Below are 19,001 nucleotides of genomic sequence, written 5' to 3' on the forward strand. Positions count from 1 at the left end.
TGGCGTAATCCCTCGCCACGTTTTGCCAGCAAAGTCCGCCAGCACCCCATCGACACCCCGTCGTGCGCTCTACGCACTGGCGCTGCTCATCCTCGTGTCCAAGGTTTTTTACGCGCTGTTCTCCGCCGTGGAGTACCGCTGGAACTGGTCGGGCGTGTGGCAGTACCGCACGCAGTTCGGCATCGGCTGGCTGATCACATTGGGCGTCTCGCTGGCCGCCATGCTGGTGAGCGTGCTGTTCGGTTTCGTCCTCATGCTCGGCAATCGCGCACGCTGGGCGCCGGTACGCATGCTCAGCAGCGGCGTGGTCGAAATCGTGCGCGGCTCACCGCTGCTCGTGCAGCTTCTCATCGGTTACTACATCGTCGCCAATGCCCTGCGCATTGACCAGCCGCTGCTCGTCGGCCTGCTGCTGCTCGGTGCGTTCCACGCGGCCTATCTCGCGGAAATTTTTCGTGGTGCGGTCGAAAGCATCGGTGCCTCGCAGCTTGAAGCCGCCCGCGCCGTCGGCTTCAACATTCAGCAGACCTATCGCTTCGTCATCATTCCGCAGGCTCTGCGCCGCGCGTTGCCCGGCACCACCGGCCAGCTCGTCTCGCTGCTCAAAGACTCCTCGCTGCTCTCAGTCATCGGCATTGAGGAACTCGTGCAGAAGGTCAAAATCATGAACTCGGCCAGCTACACCGCGCTGGAGGGCTACATCCCGCTCGCCATTGCCTATCTCATCGTCACGCTGCCGCTCTCACACCTCGCACGCCGTCTCGAAGGGAGGTTCGCGTATGAAACTTGAAGCGAATGCCGTCCTCAAACGCTATGGCGCTCACGCTGCGCTCGATGGTGCCAGTTTCACCACCGGCGATGCAGCACGCGTCATCGCGCTGCTCGGACCTTCGGGCGGCGGCAAATCCACGCTGCTACGCGTGCTCGGCAGCCTGCTCGTGCCCGATGCCGGCGGCGTCAGCATCGACGCCCGCATGCTGCCGCACGATGAAGCCGGCGCATTGATCGAGCGCCGCAGCAACGGCTTCGTCTTCCAGGGCTACAACCTCTTCCCACACCTCACCGCCCTGCAAAACATCACACTGCCGCTGCTCGAAGTTCACGGCATGTCCGAAACACAGGCCACCCAGCGCGCATTGGAACTGCTGCACCGCCTCGGTCTTGAAACACACGAGCACAAACGCCCCAGCCAGCTCTCCGGCGGCCAGCAGCAGCGCGCCGCCATCGCCCGCGCCCTCGCACCAAAACCGCGCCTGCTCCTGCTCGACGAACCCACCTCCGCTCTCGATCCCGTCATGACCGGCGAGGTGCTTGATGTCATCCGCGAACTCGCCGAGGCCGGTCAAAGCATCATCCTCGCCACGCACGAGATCAGCTTCGCCCGCAAAGTCGCCGACTGGGTCGTCTTCCTCGCCGCTGGCAAGGTGCAGGAGTCATCAACTGCCGCAGACTTCTTCACCAAGCCACAAACCACACTCGCGCAGCAGTACCTCGAAGGCTTGTCGAAGTATCGGTGAGCGCATCGCACCGGAAGATAGGCCTCCGGCCTGTCGGCGGATCGAGGCGTCCCGCCTTAACGGGGAAAGGCGGGACGCCTCAGTCCATCGACAGCCTGGAAGGCTATCCTCCGATAGCCCTCCGCCATCAGATCAAGACTGAAATGCGCTTTCACACGTTCGAGTGCCGCCACACGCATGCGTGAACGCAGTGCGTCATCTTCCAGCACCCGCATCAAAGCCGCTGCCATCGCGTCAACATCACGCGGCGATGTCAGCAAGCCGCTCACGCCGTCTTCGATCTGCTCTATGGCACCACCTACGGCTGTCGCCACCACTGGCAAGCTCGATGCCATCGCTTCAAGTGAAGCATTTGGGCAACCCGCAGGTTCCGAGATCATCGCGAAGACGCACACACTGTCGTGAAACGCGGCGAGATCGCTGACTTCGCCACACCACTCGACGGGCGAACCTTCCACGCTTTGCATCAGCGCCTGCGCATAGTCCTCCTGCCCCGCATCCGCCGCTCCGGCGATGCGCAGACGCGTTTGCGGCCACTTGACGTTCACGCGACGAAACGCGGCGATCAAATCCTCCAGCCGCTTGTGCGGATGAATGCGTGCAGCGGTGCCGATGACCCACTTCGACACTTCTGCCTCCGATTTGGGTTCGCGTGGCATCACACCGTTCGGAATCAGGCACACCGGCCGCTGAAACACTTTTTCGGCAAGTTCGACCTCGCAGGCATGCTTCACGATCACACCGCTCAAATGCCGTCCATAAGACGTGGCATCTAGCATCGGCAGTCCAGGACGCGAATTCGCGAAATAACGCTCCAGCGAGGCAAACAGCATCTCACCGGGACTAACGTCGAAAAGACGCGCACCATGCAGCGCCTCGGCGAGCAGCAATTTGAACTCGGGAATCACATTCCAAAACAAAACGGCTTCAGGTGGATCGTGCGCAATGCTTTCCAACAGCGGCATCAAGGCGCGCATCGCTTCACCAGGTTCCAGCGCCATCACTGGCACACCAGCTTGGATCAAAGCCGTTCGTCCTGGCGTGGGATCGTCCGGCGATTCCTGCAACACCACCGCCCGCACCGTTTCGCCCATCTCGTGGAGTTTGATGAGCAAACGCCGGGCGCTGCTTTGCGCTCCGCCGGTAGAAAAATTGTTCGTCACGAGCAGCAGGCCGTGTTTCGGCTTCGCGGAGCGGCACAGCAGCGAATGCAGCAGCCAGGCATGACGTTCAGCCATCACTGGCGTGGTGAAATCGGCGGTGAGAACGCCATCACTGCGTTTCCCGGCCAGTTCGCGAATGGCAGTGGCAAATTCGGCGGGTTTTGCGTCAGCAGGCAGCAGCTTCATCATGTCCGGATGCCGCGCCGCGATTTCCGCCGCGCCGCCGACAGCGGTGGCGACCACCGGCACGCCTGCGGCCAATGCTTCGAGTTGCGCGAGGCTCAAGCCTTCGTGGGCGCTCGTGGAGACGAACACATCGGCCGCTGTGAGCAACGCAGAAACGTCTGCCACAGCTCCGAGCCATTCCACGGCTGCTTCGAGTCCGTGCGCGGTGATCTTGTCGCGGCAGAGCCGCACCTCGGCCTGCGCATCGGCATGAATGCTGGATGGTTCACCGGCGATCTTGAGCTTTGCCCCCGGGAGTTCGGCGAGAACGTCGATCAGCAGCGGCAATCGTTTCTGCGGCCGTGGATTGGCGATGGCGACGAGACACAAGGCCCCTGACTCCCGTGGGGACCGGGAGACCACCACACCTTGGCGAATGCCGTTCCAGATCGTGCGTGCCGCATGCTGCGGAAAAGAAGCCTCGATTTCCCGCGTCACGGCCTGCGAGCAGCCGATCAGCAGTGCGTCCGGCCTCTCGCGCAGCCGTTCGCTGGCTTCCGGCCAGCTTTGACGCTGATTGTGAAACGTGACGATCAATGGCAACGCTGGATCGAGCAGAGAAAGCGTTTCGCCATCGACGAGATGTGCGTGAATCGCATCCGCACCGACGTGGCGGGCCACGCGCATGATTTCCTGGGCGCGGAGCGCTGGATCAGGCGGCAGACGGAGTTGAATCACATCGGTAGGCGCGGGGAACGGTTCGCGAGTGGGCGAGCCAAGGGTCAGCAGATGCGAACTGACACGGAAACGCGGCAACTCGTGATGCAGATCGAGCGCGAGACGCTCTGCACCGCCACGTTGCAGGCTGGTGATGACTTGCAGCAGGCGAGGACGACGGTCAAAACCGACATCCAGGCTCGAATGGCGGATAACACGCCAGCCGCGGTGCAACGCGGCGATCGCAATCTCATTCAATGAGGCGCCGCGTAGCTCGTGCGCGGCAGTTTCGTTCAGCCAGAGGCTTTGAATTTTGGGTAACGGGTCGCCGGGGCGAAACAGGCCGCCGTTGGTCTGCAACGCGTCGTTCCATTCGGTCGTGGGATGATTCGCGTGGAGTGTGGCACCGATCAAAACGAGCGGTTCATCGACTTCGGGCAGGAATCCGCCTTCGCGGGGCTTCCAAGCACCGGATTTCACATGCCAGCCTGCTTGCAGCGCGTGTGCGTCCTGGAGTGCTCCAGCCCGCTGGAGCTGTTCGCAGGCCGGTGGACATTCAAGACGCTGTCGCGTTCGTTGCGTGCGCCGCAGCAGCCATGGCGGCTGGTTTTCAGCGGCGATGATCCAGACCGGCCCGTCCATGCTCAGTAGGCGGACGGATAACGGGAGGAACTGCTCGACGAGCCGATGCTGCTGCGATGGTGGTCGTCATCAAAACTCGAACCGTGGGAGATGACGCTGCTGTCCGTGTCTGCGGCTCCGCCGGTGGCCTGCACGCGCACGCTGGAGGGTTTTTTGCCGGTGAAGATGAACTGGCCCTGCGGTCCGGGGGTGAAGGCGATCTCGTCGGCAATCATGCGGCCAGCGACGACGCATTCGTACCGAAGCTGCGAGCCGACGGCTTCGGCGGGGCCGGTGATGTAGAAGCCGTCATCGGTGAGGTTGAAGGCGAAACGATGGCCGAGAGGTGATGGCTTGGCGGAAAGCCTCGCTGCGGCTTCGGGGCCGGTCATGCCGGATGAAATCGCCGAGGGTTTCGCCGCACCGCTGAAGAAGGAGAGCACCTTGCGCACGATGATGCCTAGAATCACCAGCGGAATGGCGAAACGGAACAACGAACCGAACCAACTGCCCCCACTCGCCGACTTGGATGGATGGAATTCGACGTGAGACGAGGAGTGGAAGGGGGGCGGAGTTGGTGGTGACGGTTTTACCGGCGGTGGAATCGTGGCGGTGGCACGCTGCGTGGTCGAGCACACGATGCGGAAGCCGTTGTCGGCATTGCGACTGCGGGCGTCGTTGCGGTAGCGTTCGGCGGAGCGTGCATGCGACACGTCGCTGATGAACGAACCACCGCGCAGCACCTGCCGTGGCTTGTCGGCGAGATTGGGATTGCTTTGGAGCGGATCGGTGGCCGCACCGGCAGGATACGGTGCATACCAATCGCGGCACCACTGCCAGACGGGACCGTAGAAGTCGTGGAAGCCCCAGGCGTTGGCTTTTTTTGCTCCGACGGGATGTGTTTGATCCAAAGCGTTGCCGCGATGCCACGCAATGTCATCGACCGGCTCGGCGTAATGCGCGGTGTTTGTGCCTGCGCGAGCTGCGAACTCCCACTGCGCCTCGGTGGGCAGTTCGCAGAGGCGGCCGGTCTTGACGGTGAGCCAGTTGCAGAACGCAGCGGCATCAAGCGCAGAGACGATGACGACGGGATGATCGTCGGTCTGCTCGAAGCCAGGATTGCGCCAGGTGAACTGCTTCTGCTGCACCAGTTTGCCATCGACGACGCCAAAACCACCCGAAGGCCCCGCTTCGGCTTCGGTACGGTGCCGTGTGGCCTCGATGAAGCGGGCAAACTGACCGCGAGTGACAGGAAACTTCGCCAAGTAATTCTGGCGCGTGAGCGTGACACGACGCTGCGTTTCATCCGCTTCGTGTCCGGCCTCGGCAGCGGATGACCCCTGCTCGAAGCTGCCAGGTTGCACGAGGATCATGTCCATCTGGACGCTGTTGCCGAGATCGAGCTTCAGCGCAGGTGCTTGGGCATGAAGCGCGGCCACAGCCAACAGACTGCCAAGCCAGCACAAGCCATGTGTCTGGAGTTTCACGGACGTGATGCGCTGATTACTGCACCTGGGCGGAAGGAGCGAGCGCTGAAGTCGTCGGTTCGACCGCAGCCGGCGGCTCATCGCCGTTTTTGACGGCTTCGACGAGACGTTTGAGGCCATCGCGGGCGAGTTCGCTGGGCGGATGCATGCGGCGTGCTTTGAGATACCAGGCGATGGCGGAGCCGGTCTGCTTTTTCTCCTCGTGCTGGCGGCCGTTCTCGATGGCGTTGACGAATTCGCTGGCCTTGACGCCGAGATCGGCGCGCAGCTTGCTGAGCACGGGATCGTCGGGGAATTGCACGGATTCTTTTTCGACTTTCTCCCAAGCGGCAGGCGGACTGCTGGAGGCCATTTCCTTGGCACCACCGACGATAAGTTCCAGGCGGCCCATGTCCTTGAGCACTTTTTCAAGCTGCTGCTTGCGGGTGAGATCGTCAGCGACGGAGGCGATGAAGGTGGCCTGATTTTCGAAGATCTGGCGGTAATTGCGCTGGCTGAGGAGGCGGTCGAACTCCATGAGGGCCTGGGCGCGCATGTCGCTGCCTTTGACGAGATCGCCGCTGAAGCCGGCAAGGTCGGGATTGGTGGGCCAGATCTCGGTGGCGGCCTTCATCTCGGTCTCCAGGGTTTTGGTGTCCTTGTTGGCCATGGCCATGCGGGCCTTGCTGATGTGCAGAGAGCTGACGGATTTGGCCGTCTGGATGGCAGCGAGTGGCTTGGCGTACTCAAAGTCCTCCGAGGCACTGCGCAGATCGGTGACGACCTGCTCGGCGCTGGCATAGTCCTTCATTTCGAGGAAGCTGAGGAGCTTGTTCTTTTTGCGGACGAAATCGAGCACCTTGAGCTTCTCGCTCATCGGGAGACGACGCACACGGGGGAGGTATTCGCCCACGCCAAAGGCTTCAAGCAAGCGATTGCCAGCACTGTCCACATCGCGGCGGGCAACGAGGTTTTCAAAGGAGACGAGCGACTCATCCACGGTGCGGATGGCCTCCAGCGAGAGGCCGTCGATCATGCTGATGGTGGGCGGGACGCCGAAGCTGGCGGAGAGCATCTTCTGCACGTCGCTGTCTTTGTCGAGCTGGAGAACGCTTTCGCCGTCTTTGAAGAGGTTCGGGTAAAAGCGGCAGGCGATGACGGCGTGCTCGAAGCGGCGCTGGAGGAACATCTGGATGATGAGCGCCTGGAACTGTGTCTTGCTGGTGATTTCGGAGAGACCAGCGGCGGTTTCGTTGAGCTTCATGCGGGCCTCGATCTCGGCGATGCCTTTGATGTAGCCGGAGGTGCGGCCGGTCATGGCACTGTTCTGCTGGGCGGTTTGATTGGCCTGCTGCTGACCACCTGCGCCCGACTTGGCGGAACCGCCACTCTTGGGCGGAGCAAGCTGGGTGTTGTTAAGACCCATTTCGGCATTCCATTCGAGAGTCTTGCGGCGATCGAGCATGGCGTTGTTGGCGAGCTTGAGATTCTGCTGCTTTCTCTGCGACAGCCATACGTCGTAGATGGAGTTGGCGACGGCATTGCAAAGACCGCCGTCGATTTTGGCAGCGCCGGCCTCGGGCAGCAACGCGAAGGCTTTCATTAATTCAGGCCCCACTGCTTGCTTCTGGGTGACAGGATCAGGCGCTTGTTTGTGCGTAGGGGCGAGCAGCTCCATGATCTGCGCCATCACATCGCGGTAGGCCTGATCTTCGGCGCTTTTTGCCTCGGGTGTGGTGAGATAGGTCTCAAAGCGCGAACGCATGAGGCGGTTGTTCGTCACATTCCAGAGCTTGCCGTTGAAGGCCACGTTTTCGCTGCCGGGATCGCCCATGGGCATGTTGGTCAGCCCGGTCTGGGTGTCGGTCTGGCGGTCGGCGGCGGTGCCGGGGACGATGTTGTAGTTGTTGTTCGAGTTGGTAGTCGTCGGGGCGGCTGGCTGGCCGACGCCGGTCGAACCGGGCAGCACCTGGGCTTGCAGCAATGCCGACGGCAGGACCACGGCGAGAAGAACGAGGCGAAGCATGTGTTTCATAAGCGGGGACGGTTAGACTTTGAGCAGTTCGAGCACTTCGAGCACGCCGTTTTCCTGTACACGCACCTTGAAGGTGTAACGTTGCCCGCGCTGGATATTGGCGCCCTGGTAATCCGGCGGCACCCAGACGGGGACGAAAGTACCGGAGCCGGTGCCATCGCTGATCTGGACGCTGAAGAGGCGGCCGTCGGTGCTGCGCCATTTGTCGAGGCGGTCGTCCACGATGCCCTCGACCTTGTAAACGTTGCCGCTCATGGCCGTGGCGTTTTCCATGAACTCATCCGTGCTCAGCTCGGTGATGCCGGTCATCGGATCGGTGGCACGGTGCATCAAGGCGTAACCACCACCACCGATGACGGCGAGGATGACGATCAATCCCAGCCAGTGGGCGGGGCGGACTCCAGATTGGGCACGGCGTGGCATGGGATGAATGAAGAAATTAAATTCGGGGGCTGGGCAGGCCGCCGGAAATTCGACGACAATTGCTGGCTGTCCAATCCAAGATGGCACAAGGTTGCGTCCATGAGCAACTTCGGCAGAACCAGCATCCGCACCTACCGCGACTCATTTGAGCGCACCGGCTGTGCGAAAGGCTGCATGATTCATCTGGTGCTGCTGGGGCTGATCGGCTTCGCAGTACTGGTATGGGCCATCAAAAACCGGGCGTGGGAATTGCGGGTGACCGTAGAGCTGCCGGTGGCGAAAAAAGTGGAGGAAGCGCCGCCCGAGGCCGAGGCCAAGTAGGCTTCCCCGTATTCCGCACCCCAGGCACCCTGAAGTGCTCAGTGCTCAGTGCTCAGTGCTTAGTGCTCAGTCGGAAAGATGCCGCTGGTTTTCAAACTGAGCACTGAGCCCTTGGGGATGACGGCTGCGATAACTCAGTGTCATTCTTTTACCCGGAGTGTGCGAAATGCAGATTCACTGCGCATCGGGATAGCCCTGAATGCTGCCCGTGATGCGCACCGGCGTACCCACCCGTGCATGCTCCCAGATCACCCGCTGCGGCTCCATGGGCGTGCGGATGCAGCCTTTGCTGGAAAGCTCCCCCGGTTTGAATTCGCCATGATGAATGCCCACGCCGGGCCAGGTAATGCGCAGCCAGTACCGCATCTCGTAGCCCTCGTATTCGGTGCCGGGCGGCGGCGGCCCCTGATGCTCCCAGGTGCGCCAGACGACGACCTCGCGCGTGTCCGGCCTCACGAACTTGCCGTAGCGGTTTGAAAACTTCGTCGGCAGCTTCTCCAGCACCTTGAAATCTCCCGTGGGCGTCGGGTTGCCGTGTCTGCCGGTGGAAATCTGTGTCACCACCACCGGCGTCCTGTCCGCGTTCAACAGGCGCATTTCCTGCCTGCTGAGATCGATTTCGATGCGCGAATCCTCCGGCTTCAAAACGCCGGCGAGAGCTGCGTCGATGTGATACACCGGCTTTGGCAGCACTGGCGGCGGCTTGCGTTGCAGCAGCGTGCAACTGGACATGAAAAGGCTCCCAACGAGCAGGACAAGCAGCCGCATGAATATCAGAATCGCGTGGAATTTTCCCGGCCGCCCTTCTTCGCCGCTTCGTCTTCGTCGATGTCGAAAAACTTCCCCGCCACGCCCCAGGCCAGATCCGCACGCGGCAAAATGCCGTCACCGCCGATGTAGAAGCGGCTGAAGAGGAAATAATTCTCGCGGTACACACCACTGCTGGTGCCAGCGGAGAAGATCGAGGCCACTTTCAGGCTCAGTGAACCGGCAATGCCGTACTTCTGCTGCATGTGGACGCGGAACTCGGCCTCGTTCGGATTCGTGAAGACGAGAGCGAGGAGCAGCGCGATGAGGAGAAAAACGCTGAGTTTCATGGCGTGGGCTTGGGTGGAGTGTCTGATGTCGTGGTCGTGGCGGCGGGATTTGTTGCCGCACCGACACGTTGCCATTGAAACGAACCTGGAGCCGCGCCGGGAACTTCAATCCACTCGCCGGTGTTCGCCTGCTGCGTGCGCAGCCGCCACTGTTCCCCTTCGATCTCGTGCAGCGCACGGTTCGATTCCTTCGCTTTCTGGCGCATGAGCAGAACACGATCCTCGTTTTCGGCGGCCACGGCTTTTTTCATCTGAGGTCCCCAGTCACCGGCGGGCACTTCACGGACCTGCAGCAGGCCGCGATGATCCTCGCCCACGAGATGGTTGTTTTTCAACGTCTGCACCTCCGCCATGCGGTTGCGCATGCGCTCCGTGGCCTCGCTGGCACTCTTCGTGGCCTCCTTATCGAGCGGTTCGTCGCCATTATACTGATAAACATCGAGACGCATGTTCAGGTTCACCTCCAACGGCTTCGGTGTCGTGAGCGGGATCGCGGGCAGTTGCTTGCACGCGGCCAGCGCCAGCGTGCAAACCGGCAGCAGGAGCCAATCAAGGTGTCGCCACTGCATCTGCGGTGGTGGGTTTGCGCGGTTCCTCTTTCCAGCGGTGGTCATAGACATTGATGTCAAAATTGCGTGCGCCGTAAGGGCCGATGAACCGCAGATGCCCGCGGCCCTCTCGTCCGTAGAAGCGTGCTTTGCTATCGACGCTGTCATACTCAAAGTCACGCAGCGTTTCCAGTCCGATGCGGGTTATTTGGTCGGTGAGGGTGCCGGTCATTGCCTGCGGCAGCGCCGCGATCATGTCATTGAGCGCCGCGATGCTGAATTTCCCCCGCGAACGGTTTTTGAACTCGCCATCCGCCTGATACAGCTCGCTCTTGTTTCCGGTGGCGATGATTTTGCCCTCCACCACGCCATTGAGCAGAAAATAACGGGGAAACATCACCGTCGTCACCGGCCCCAAGTCCACGCCCACGCCCGACACCCAGCCGTCCCAGGTGTAGGCTTCATCCAGGTAGATGTCGAACGCGCCGTTCACGTAGCCGCCATACGCCGCCCCGCCGAACGTGCCGTAGATGCCGTTCGTGTCGTACGTCACGCTCAAGTGTGCCTTTTCGAGGTGGAGTTGCTTCCAGCGCACCTGCTCCACCGTGAAGGTCTCCGTCAGGTTGTTGTTCCGGTCCTTCATCGGCAGGTTGAACAGCACCTTGCCCTTCATGCCGCGAAACTCCAGCTTCAGGTGCTCCAGCGTGTAATTATCAGTAGGAATCTCGAACTCCGCGTCGAGCTGCCCGCTTTCCAGCTTCGTGGTGAAGCTGAAGGGGAACGGCTTGCTGAACCCTCTGAGCGGCACACCTTTGGGTGCCAGCACCAGCCTGCCATCCGCGACTGCCAGCGTATCGACCCGCCAGCCTGGAACCCGGGGTTTCGGTGGCTGTGTCGGGCCAACCGTGGCGTCCGGCACCTGCTCTTCCCCCTTCATGAACTTGCGATAGTTCTCCACATACCAGAACAAATCTTCGCCCACATAGAGCAACGGTGAAACGATCTCCACGCGGTCAATCCTGCGATGCAGCAGACCATCGAGCGTGTAGGTCACCTGAATCATGTCCATCTCCGCCACCGTGCGCAGCGGTTCATGCGGTGAGGGAATGCGCAGCCGCGTCAGCACGATCTGCTGCGGCTCCACATTTTCGGCGAGGCCATCGAGATCGAGCGGCGTCTCGTTCGCGCTGAACGTCACATCAAAGCGCACCGGCGGCAGCCCTGGTGCGATGCTCATCAGCGTCACGCCCAGCTTCTCCACTTCAATTTTGCCCGCCGTCCAGCGTGCCGCCACCGCTTCTGCTTTTTCTTCCACCACCGCCGCCTGACCGCTGAACAACGTCATCAACGCATCACCCACCTCGGTCTGGCCGCCGGTGAGTTTCAGACTCTCCACCCGCCGCGTGCGCCACATCTCCGGCAGTGCCGCCACCGCCTCCACTTTTTCAAAACTCAGCACTGGCAGATTCGCCCGCGTCGGGATGCGCACCCGCGTATCCGCGATGCTCAGCCGCTGCTTCGCCTGTTCGGTGGCAATCTCAAAGTGAGTCGAAATCTCCACCCGCTCCGCCAGCTTCATCGCCACCGCCACCGCACCGCCCTGTGCTGTCAGCATGCCAAACTGCAACCGGCGCCACCACGTCGGCTCAGGATTGGCCGACAGCGGCTTCACCGGCTCCGCAACAACCTTGTCAAACCACGGTCCGTTCTCAGGCGTGAATTCAAAGTGCGGCTCATCGAGCACCAGCGACTCTACGAACCACAACTCACGCAGCTTGTCCGGCACCAGTTCCAGCACGCCGTTTTTCGCCGTGGCAAAGGGGCGCGGTTTGAGGCTTGGGTCCATTCGGCCCCAACGCAACGACAGATTCTCCAGCACCAGCCGCTGCTTGGAGGCTGAGCGCATGCCCGCCGGTGAAATCTCCAGCGCCACCAGTTTCGTGCTCCAGCCAAACTCACCCGCCACCGGCGACAGCTTCGTCGGCGACAACACCACCTTCCCATCCCTCACCTCCATCCCATCCACCTGCAGCTTCCACGCGGACGCCTGCTTCGATTCACTTTTCGGCAGCAGTGCAGCTTCCAGTTCCGGCGTCCACTCGATCTCCGGCTTCAGCAGCAATCCATGCTCCACATGCCAGACGCCGTTCAAATCCTGTGACAGCTTCACCTCGACCGCAGCGGCCTTCACTCCGCCCGCATCAGCCAGCGGTTGCAGCGACAGGTTTTTTAACCGCAGCTCATGTGTGCCTCCTGCAATCAATCCATCGCGTGAAAACGCCAGATCATGCCCCTCCCACTCAAATTGAACTCCGCCACGCAGCGGTGGCAGTTGGTCGCTCAATGCCGGGCTGAATGCCTTCACCCACGCCAGATCGATGTGCCCGGCACGCAATGAACCTTTTTTGATCTCAATCTTGCCATCCTTCATCGCCGCTTCGACCTGCAGGCTGCTCAGCAGAGGTTTGTCCTGCCACACGAGGTCCGTCACCTTGATGACGGCCGCTTCAAACGCTCCCGCCATTGTGCCGCCGCGCACGTTGCCCTGCACCGTCGCACTCATCAGCGGTGCTGGTTTCTCGTCGCGTATAGTCACCTTCGTCGAAGCCAGATCCAGCGAATCGAGCCGCCACGCACTGGCAGCGGCCGTTCCGTCGGCAGCAGCCTTGCCACTGCCCGGCTTCGAGAACATCGTCAGCGGAATATCCACCGATCCGCCTTCAATCTTCACGCTGCCAAGATTTTTTCCGCGCAACTCGCGCCAATCGGGCTGCCATTCGATGCGACCCGCTTCCACGAGTCGTTGCGCCGTCGGCACATGCGTGGCGCTCACCTCCTTGAGATGCAGCACGCCGTTGACCCAATCCAACGCGGCAAACTTTACCTGCACATCGCCTCCCAGGCGCAGCAGCAGTGAATTGACCACCGTCACGCGTTCCGACCACGCCCACCAGCCTGCGCCCGCGAGCAGGACGATGCCGATGCATCCCAGATAGAACAGCCGACGCATCCAGCGCAGCAAGCGACGGCGGCGTTTGGGTGGCGGAGTCTCCTGTTTCACGGCTGCACTTCACTACGTCGCGCCCCACACCGTGGCTACGTCTTCTTTCCCGTGATCAGCCGCGCCCCCTGCGCCCGCGTGAAGTAAGACCACACCCAGATCAGGAAGACCGAGAGGCGGTTGCGGAAGCTCATCAGGAAGATGAGATGCACAAACACCCACGCCAGCCACGCGGGCAGGCCGCTGAACTTCGCGAAGTTCACATCCGCCACCGCTCGATGCCGCCCGATCGTCGCCATGCTGCCACGGTCCCAGTAGGCGAAGGGTTGCACCGGCCGACCCGCGATCTGTGCCAGGATGTTGCGCACCGCATGCGCGCCCTGCTGCATCGCCACCGGCGAGACGCCGGGCAGCGGCTTGTTGTCCTTGCCGAGGCACAGCGCGGTGTCGCCAATGACGTAAATGTGCGGCGCATCCGGCAGATGGAGCGCCGCGCTGATCTGAATGCGCCCCGCACGATCAAACGTGCCCGGCAGTGCCTTCACCAGTGGCGATGCGGCATTGCCCGCCGCCCAGATCACCGTGCGTGCATGAATGAAACCGTCTTTCGTGCTCACACCCTCCGCGTTGATGCCCTGCACGCTCACGCCGAGCCGCACCGTCACCTTCAAGTGCCGGAGCTGCTCTTCCGCCTTCTGCGACAGCTCGGCGGCAAACGTCGGCAGCACCCGCTCCGCCGCATCGAGCAACAAAACCTGCGCCTCACGCGGATCGATGCGCCGGAAGTCGCGCAGCATCGTCTCGCGGGCGATTTCCGCGATCGCACCCGCCATTTCCACGCCGGTCGGGCCTGCGCCCACGATCACAAACGTCAGCAACCGCTCACGCTCGACCGGATCACTCGCCGCCTCGGCCTGTTCAAACGCCAGCAGCAGCCGGCGGCGGATGTCGAGCGCGTCTTCGAGCGTCTTCAAGCCCGGCGCGAACTGCTCCCACTCCGGGTGGCCGAAATAACCATGCCGCGCACCCGTAGCGACGATGAGATAATCAAACGGCACGCTGCGCCCGCCTGCGAGCACGAGTTTCTTTTCCAGATCAAAGCCGCTCACATCCGCCATCAGCACCTCGATGTTCTCATGCCGCCGCAGAATGCTGCGCACCGGCTGCGCGATGTTTGCGGGCGAAAGTCCCGCCGTGGCCACCTGATACAGCAGCGGTTGGAACAGATGATGATTCTCGCGATCCAACACCGTGACCTGCACCGGCTGCCCGCCCAGCGCCTTCGCCGCCGCCAGTCCGCCGAAGCCGGCACCGATGATCACCACGCGGGGTTGGGAGGAAGAGTCCGTGTTCATAGTGGTCATGTTAGCAGGCGCAGCCACGGTTGCATCAGGATTGCAGAACCATCCGCGCGCATTTCACAGCGCGGGATCAGGACCGAGCAGTTCGTGCAAGGTATCGAGCAGTGTCGCGCTGGTGCAGTAATGATCGCTGGTTTTGCCGGGATAACTGGCCATGCCCACGCTGCCCGCGTCCTGCCACACCTCCACGGGGGTGTCTTGCAGATGAAAGCGGCCGTCCGGCAATGGCCGCATCAGCCAGTCCACATGGGAGCCATCCGGCACATACTGCCGCGTCTTGACCACGCCGCCCGCCAGCAGCTCATCGCATAGTTTCAGGAGTTTGGGATTGGGAGTGGTGTCCATGCGGCGTGATGAGTGGTCGGGTTTTGCACTTTGCAGCCTCCGCCGTTCTGCCATACTCCGCCGCCATCAGCAAGCCGTCATCCATTCACTCATCATCTCTGGCAGACCTGCCAGCGGCCACCCGTGCCTGGCTCGCAGCCCGTCCGCCCGAGGTGCCGCGGCGGCGCTGGCTGCCGTGGGCGCAGATCGGCATACTGTCCGGTCTGGCGCTGGTCATCGTCATCTCGCTGCGGCAGCAGGGTCTGCGTGCGTTCGATCAAGCGGATGAATGGGCGCCGCTGCTGGTGGTGCTGCTCCTGTTTGGCCTGCCCTTCGGCCACACCATCGTGCGCGAATGGCGGCGCAACCAGATCGGCAAGCATGGCGGTCATGCGCTGGGCTTTCATTTTTCACCGGCAGCCACGCTGTGGCATGACGGCCTGCATCATGTGTGGCTCATTCCATGTGGCAGCGTTCTTGGCATTCACCTCACCTCCCGGTATCTGCCACGCTTTGGCATCTTCCCGCACTGCCTTCGCATCCACGGCACGGACGCGGTGCAAATCGAAGTACCGTGTGATTTTGATCTCCCGCTGCTGTGGCACGCACTGCGGGCGCAGCATCCCGAGGCGCGGGCGACGCATGCTTCAGACCTCGCCGAAAAAATGACGCCACGCCCTCCCATGCCTGCCGCCGCCTCTGCGCCTGCCGCCGCCTCTGCCGCGCTGGTGGCTGCCGCTGATTTCACCATCCTCACGCAGCCGCCCGCAGTGCCGCCGCCCCCACCGCCACCGGGACGTTTTGATACGATGCCCGCGACCAACGCCGCATGGCACACGGTCCACGATTACCTGCGCGCCTTGTGTGCCAGCCAGGGCATCGCCGTGGATTGGCGCGGCGAACAGCCCACCGGCGTCACGCCCGTTTATCTCAATGCGCCACTGCGCGTGCAATGGCAGACGCTCATGCCGATCTCCGGCGCACTGGATGGCAGCGTCGGCACTGCCCTCGCTGATCTCGACGCTCAGCGTGCCAGCGAATGGATTGCCGTGCGCAAACTCACGCTCAAGGACTGGACCGACATCGTGGTGGATGCGGCAATGTCAGCGCCGCAGTAACCTGCCGATCTCACACTCCCTTGTGCAAGTGAAGCAGCGTGTCGGCGGCCTTGTTGTAGCTCGGTATTCCGATACCGAGTCGGCACCGTCGCGGAATCGGCTGCGTAGCCGCGAAGCGAATTCCGCGCTACAACCCCGCGTCGCCACAGATCGAGTGTGAGCCATGCAAGCTAAGAAAGCGAAAGCTCGCACGGCTCCGCGTCGTTGAGCGCATCACCATGTTGCTCCGCCACCTCCTACTCTCCCTGCTTTGTGTCCTCAGCGTTCACGCCGAACTCGCCGGCAAGCGCCCGAACATCATCTTCCTGCTCACCGACGACCAGGGCTACGGCGACATGAGCTGCCACGGCAATCCCGTGCTCAAAACGCCGAACATGGACCGCCTCAATGCCGAGGGCGTCCACTTCGAGGACTTCTGCGTCAGCCCCACCTGCGCGCCCACCCGCTCCGCGCTGCTCACCGGCCGTCACGAATTCAAAAACGGCATCACGCACACCATCCTGGAGCGCGAACGCCTCACGCCGAAGGCCACCACGCTGGCGCAGGTGCTCAAAACAGCGGGCTACACCACCGGCATCTTCGGCAAATGGCATCTCGGCGACGAACCCGACCGCTGGCCCAGCGCCCGCGGCTTTGACGAGATGTTCATCCACGGCGCCGGTGGCATCGGGCAGACCTATCCCGGCAGTTGCGGCGATGCGCCCGGCAACAAGTACTTCGACCCCGCCATCCTGCACAACGGCACCTTCGAGAAGACCAAAGGCTACTGCACCGACGTGTTTTTCGCGCAGGCGAAGCAGTGGATCGAGAGCGTGAAGGGCAAGCAGCCCTTCTACTGCCACATCGCCACCAACGCCCCGCACGGCCCCTACATCGCCCGGCCCGAGGACAAGGCGCTGTATGACGGCAAGGCCGAGGGAGATGACGCCGCGAGCTTCTTCGGCATGCTGCACAACATTGATCAAAACCTCGGCCTCCTGCTCGCGAAGTTGAAGGAATGGGGCATCGAGAACGACACGCTCGTCATCTTCATGAACGACAACGGCGGCACCGCCGGCGTGAAGACCTACAACGCCGGTCTGCACGCCGCCAAAGGCACGCCGTGGATGGGCGGTATCAAGGCCAGCAGCCTGTGGCGCTGGCCCGGCACGCTCAAGCCCGCGCCCGTCAATCAGCTCTGCGCCCACATCGACTTCTTCCCCACCCTCGCCGAACTCGCCGGGGCCAAGCTCAGCGACGACGTGAAAGCCCAGGTCGAAGGCCGCAGCCTCGTCCCGTTGCTCGAAAATCCGAACGCCGAATGGGCCGACCGCCAGCTCTTCACCCACGTCGGCCGCTGGCCGAAGGATGCCGACCCGCAGAAGTACCAGTTCACCAATTGCAGCGTCCGCACCACCCGCTGGCACCTCGTCAGCGAAGCGCGTGGCGGCAATCCAAATGCCAAAGCCAGGGCCAAAAACAAAGCCAAGGCCGCCGCCGCGCCAAAACAAGCCCCGGCCATCGTCAACGCCGGTCCTGAAGCCGTCGCCCAGCCCAAGTGGCAGCTCTTCGATCTCCAAACCGACCCCGGCGAGCAAACCGACCTCGCCGCCGCCAATCCCGATGTCGTGAAACAACTCACCGCCGCCTACGGCCAGTGGTGGGACAGCGTGCAGCCGCTGCTCGTGAACGAAAAAGCCCCGCTCGCCGCCGAGAACCCGTTCAAGACGTTGTATCAAAAGCAGTTTGGCGGGAAGTGACCTGGGACTCCGGTCGTAGGCCGGGAGTGTCCGGCGCTCACCGCTTCGTCGATGTCATGGGTATCCTTCGCCGGATTTCCCGGCTGGTTTGGGGGCTGCGCAGGCCGCGAGACGTTCGCCAAGCCGGGAAGTTTGGCGAAGAAGGCGTTTTCAGTACCGGCACTCCAAGCGCCAAACACTCCCGGCCTACGTTCCCTGCCCCATAGCATTGCGTCGGGAGTCATGAGACTTGTTGATGCACTGCATGGCAGTCATTGATACGCACCCGTGCGCGCAAACCGACATTTTGTTGCCCAGCAACGGCATCCGACACGGCAAATGCCTGGCAGATAGTACAATGGGATCATGTGGGTCCATCAACGGTGTATCGCCGGAATGATGGCGTAGGTTGGGTGTGGCGATAGCCCGCCCGACTTCTTGGCCCTCGCGCGGCCAGCGTACGCCCAAATGACGAGCGGGCTGACGCCACACTCATCCTACATCATTCCGGCGCTGCACCCTCCATCAAGGTCAAGGTCATGGCGCTCTGAAAGAGCGCAGGAGAGCTGCCGCAGCCGTTCCTGCGCTCGTTCAGAGCGCGACCTTCGGTCCTATGAGTACCACATTGCTCCGCCACCCCAGGGCGGCACTCGCCAAGGCTCCTTTGCCCTGGGCTGGGTTCCTTCGCGCCGTTGGCGCGGTCTGGCGCGTATGCTTGAGGCATCGCGAGCGTATGAACTTCCAGGATGAACTCTAACCCCCCGAGCCACTTGCAAAACCCCTGCTTGGCCATCTTTTACCCACCATTTTTTACCATCTGAATCCTGCCCAACCGTCCAACACCCAAGGCATCTGGTAAAAGATGGCAGGCCGGAACTCTGAAGCCGAGGTTTTGCAAGTGCCTCCCCCTTCCGGCGCAGCTTCTTCAAGCGCATCCAAGTCGGCACGTCGAGGTCTTTGCCCTGGATGATGGAGGGTTCGGTATCCTTGAAGCGGCCGCGATCTTCCTCGCCGAGACTGAAGGTCTGTTGGCGAGAGATTCGCCACCAACACTTGCGCACGGGCCAGAGTGGCATCGAACACGCTCAGCAACTGCTGCTTTTGCCGCAGCAGCGGACGTTTCGGATCAATCGTCCGCTCCAGTGACAGCCCAAGGGCAGATGCCTGGCAGATAGTGCACAAGACAAAGCACCTGCGCGAGCCAAAACCCAGCCGCCAAGACCTGAACAGCAGCAGTGTCGAAGCACCGGCAAGGCAGTTTGAGGCCACCCACAAAGCAATCAACCTGAGCAGACCGCACACAAGCATTCAAGGCAGCCGATACAAACCCCGATAAGGGAATCGTGGGCACGCAGCGGCTCAGTCCAACAGCAGTGTATCCGACCAGAAGGCGGGCCACGCGCCAC

General features: G+C 62.1%; 15 protein-coding genes. 5 read left to right on the forward strand and 10 right to left on the reverse strand.

Features of this window, described 5'->3' with window-relative positions; all coding sequences use genetic code 11:
• The first annotated feature begins 22 nt into the window (after positions 1-22).
• Positions 23-790, forward strand: coding sequence for an amino acid ABC transporter permease (locus ACKVY0_RS15365; RefSeq protein WP_409215701.1), 768 nt, complete (start codon positions 23-25; stop codon positions 788-790).
• Positions 780-1,517, forward strand: coding sequence for an amino acid ABC transporter ATP-binding protein (locus ACKVY0_RS15370; protein ID WP_409215702.1), 738 nt, complete (start codon positions 780-782; stop codon positions 1,515-1,517). The genes ACKVY0_RS15365 and ACKVY0_RS15370 overlap by 11 nt, the downstream gene beginning before the upstream one ends.
• Positions 1,518-1,573: 56 nt before the next feature.
• Here the strand turns inward: ACKVY0_RS15370 and ACKVY0_RS15375 are convergent, their stop codons facing one another.
• From ACKVY0_RS15375 to ACKVY0_RS15390, 4 genes are read right to left on the reverse strand one after another with little or no spacing between them, the layout of a single operon-like run.
• Entirely contained in the window at positions 1,574-4,204 is a 2,631-nt protein-coding gene (locus ACKVY0_RS15375) for a glycosyltransferase family 4 protein (protein WP_409215703.1), read from the reverse strand.
• A gap of 2 nt (positions 4,205-4,206) precedes the next feature.
• On the reverse strand, positions 4,207-5,670 hold the full coding sequence (locus tag ACKVY0_RS15380) for a formylglycine-generating enzyme family protein (RefSeq protein WP_409215704.1): 1,464 nt from the start codon (positions 5,668-5,670) through the stop codon (positions 4,207-4,209).
• Positions 5,671-5,686: 16 nt separating this feature from the next.
• The gene (locus ACKVY0_RS15385; RefSeq protein ID WP_409215705.1) at positions 5,687-7,684 is read right to left on the reverse strand and encodes a hypothetical protein; all 1,998 of its coding nucleotides are present in this window, start codon (positions 7,682-7,684) and stop codon (positions 5,687-5,689) included.
• 12 nt (positions 7,685-7,696) lie between these two features.
• Positions 7,697-8,107, reverse strand: a complete 411-nt coding sequence (locus ACKVY0_RS15390) for a hypothetical protein (protein ID WP_409215706.1) — start codon at positions 8,105-8,107, stop codon at positions 7,697-7,699.
• Between the two features lie 99 nt (positions 8,108-8,206).
• Here ACKVY0_RS15390 and ACKVY0_RS15395 point away from each other — a divergent pair, with 99 nt between their 5' ends.
• Positions 8,207-8,428 (forward strand): hypothetical protein, encoded by a 222-nt coding sequence (locus ACKVY0_RS15395; protein ID WP_409215707.1) that lies wholly within the window; start codon positions 8,207-8,209, stop codon positions 8,426-8,428.
• 174 nt (positions 8,429-8,602) lie between these two features.
• On the opposite strand, the gene ACKVY0_RS15400 is transcribed toward ACKVY0_RS15395, so the two are convergent.
• From ACKVY0_RS15400 to ACKVY0_RS15425, 6 genes are all read right to left on the reverse strand, one after another.
• The gene (locus tag ACKVY0_RS15400) at positions 8,603-9,160 is read right to left on the reverse strand and encodes a L,D-transpeptidase (RefSeq protein WP_409215708.1); all 558 of its coding nucleotides are present in this window, start codon (positions 9,158-9,160) and stop codon (positions 8,603-8,605) included.
• 41 nt (positions 9,161-9,201) lie between these two features.
• Positions 9,202-9,525 carry a hypothetical protein gene (locus ACKVY0_RS15405; protein WP_409215709.1) on the reverse strand — a complete coding sequence of 108 codons (324 nt, stop codon included), beginning with the start codon at positions 9,523-9,525 and terminating at the stop codon, positions 9,202-9,204.
• Positions 9,522-10,094, reverse strand: coding sequence for a DUF1318 domain-containing protein (locus tag ACKVY0_RS15410; protein WP_409215710.1), 573 nt, complete (start codon positions 10,092-10,094; stop codon positions 9,522-9,524). The genes ACKVY0_RS15405 and ACKVY0_RS15410 overlap by 4 nt, the downstream gene beginning before the upstream one ends.
• The gene (locus tag ACKVY0_RS15415; protein WP_409215711.1) at positions 10,075-13,134 is read right to left on the reverse strand and encodes a hypothetical protein; all 3,060 of its coding nucleotides are present in this window, start codon (positions 13,132-13,134) and stop codon (positions 10,075-10,077) included. Before ACKVY0_RS15415 ends, ACKVY0_RS15410 begins: the two co-directional genes overlap by 20 nt.
• A gap of 35 nt (positions 13,135-13,169) precedes the next feature.
• Positions 13,170-14,429, reverse strand: a complete 1,260-nt coding sequence (locus ACKVY0_RS15420) for an NAD(P)/FAD-dependent oxidoreductase (protein ID WP_409215712.1) — start codon at positions 14,427-14,429, stop codon at positions 13,170-13,172.
• Between the two features lie 63 nt (positions 14,430-14,492).
• Positions 14,493-14,780, reverse strand: a complete 288-nt coding sequence (locus ACKVY0_RS15425) for a hypothetical protein (RefSeq protein ID WP_409215713.1) — start codon at positions 14,778-14,780, stop codon at positions 14,493-14,495.
• 8 nt (positions 14,781-14,788) lie between these two features.
• Between ACKVY0_RS15425 and ACKVY0_RS15430 the strand changes: the two genes are divergently transcribed.
• Together ACKVY0_RS15430 and ACKVY0_RS15435 are read left to right on the forward strand one after the other, a co-directional pair.
• Entirely contained in the window at positions 14,789-15,877 is a 1,089-nt protein-coding gene (locus ACKVY0_RS15430) for a hypothetical protein (protein ID WP_409215714.1), read from the forward strand.
• A gap of 218 nt (positions 15,878-16,095) precedes the next feature.
• Positions 16,096-17,616, forward strand: coding sequence for an arylsulfatase (locus ACKVY0_RS15435; RefSeq protein WP_409215715.1), 1,521 nt, complete (start codon positions 16,096-16,098; stop codon positions 17,614-17,616).
• Positions 17,617-19,001 lie beyond the last annotated feature (1,385 nt).

The sequence above is a fragment of the Prosthecobacter sp. genome (assembly GCF_046154365.1).
Classification (GTDB): Bacteria; Verrucomicrobiota; Verrucomicrobiia; order Verrucomicrobiales; family Verrucomicrobiaceae; genus Prosthecobacter.

Coding starts and splice junctions, on each gene's coding strand:
- ACKVY0_RS15370 (WP_409215702.1), top strand. CDS start 780: ATGAAACTTGAAGCGAATGCCGTCCTCAAACGCTATGGCGCTCACGCT.
- ACKVY0_RS15375 (WP_409215703.1), bottom strand. CDS start 4,204: ATGGACGGGCCGGTCTGGATCATCGCCGCTGAAAACCAGCCGCCATGG.
- ACKVY0_RS15385 (WP_409215705.1), bottom strand. CDS start 7,684: ATGAAACACATGCTTCGCCTCGTTCTTCTCGCCGTGGTCCTGCCGTCG.
- ACKVY0_RS15390 (WP_409215706.1), bottom strand. CDS start 8,107: ATGCCACGCCGTGCCCAATCTGGAGTCCGCCCCGCCCACTGGCTGGGA.
- ACKVY0_RS15395 (WP_409215707.1), top strand. CDS start 8,207: ATGAGCAACTTCGGCAGAACCAGCATCCGCACCTACCGCGACTCATTT.
- ACKVY0_RS15400 (WP_409215708.1), bottom strand. CDS start 9,160: ATGTCCAGTTGCACGCTGCTGCAACGCAAGCCGCCGCCAGTGCTGCCA.
- ACKVY0_RS15405 (WP_409215709.1), bottom strand. CDS start 9,525: ATGAAACTCAGCGTTTTTCTCCTCATCGCGCTGCTCCTCGCTCTCGTC.
- ACKVY0_RS15410 (WP_409215710.1), bottom strand. CDS start 10,094: ATGCAGTGGCGACACCTTGATTGGCTCCTGCTGCCGGTTTGCACGCTG.
- ACKVY0_RS15420 (WP_409215712.1), bottom strand. CDS start 14,429: ATGAACACGGACTCTTCCTCCCAACCCCGCGTGGTGATCATCGGTGCC.
- ACKVY0_RS15425 (WP_409215713.1), bottom strand. CDS start 14,780: ATGGACACCACTCCCAATCCCAAACTCCTGAAACTATGCGATGAGCTG.
- ACKVY0_RS15430 (WP_409215714.1), top strand. CDS start 14,789: ATGAGTGGTCGGGTTTTGCACTTTGCAGCCTCCGCCGTTCTGCCATAC.
- ACKVY0_RS15435 (WP_409215715.1), top strand. CDS start 16,096: ATGTTGCTCCGCCACCTCCTACTCTCCCTGCTTTGTGTCCTCAGCGTT.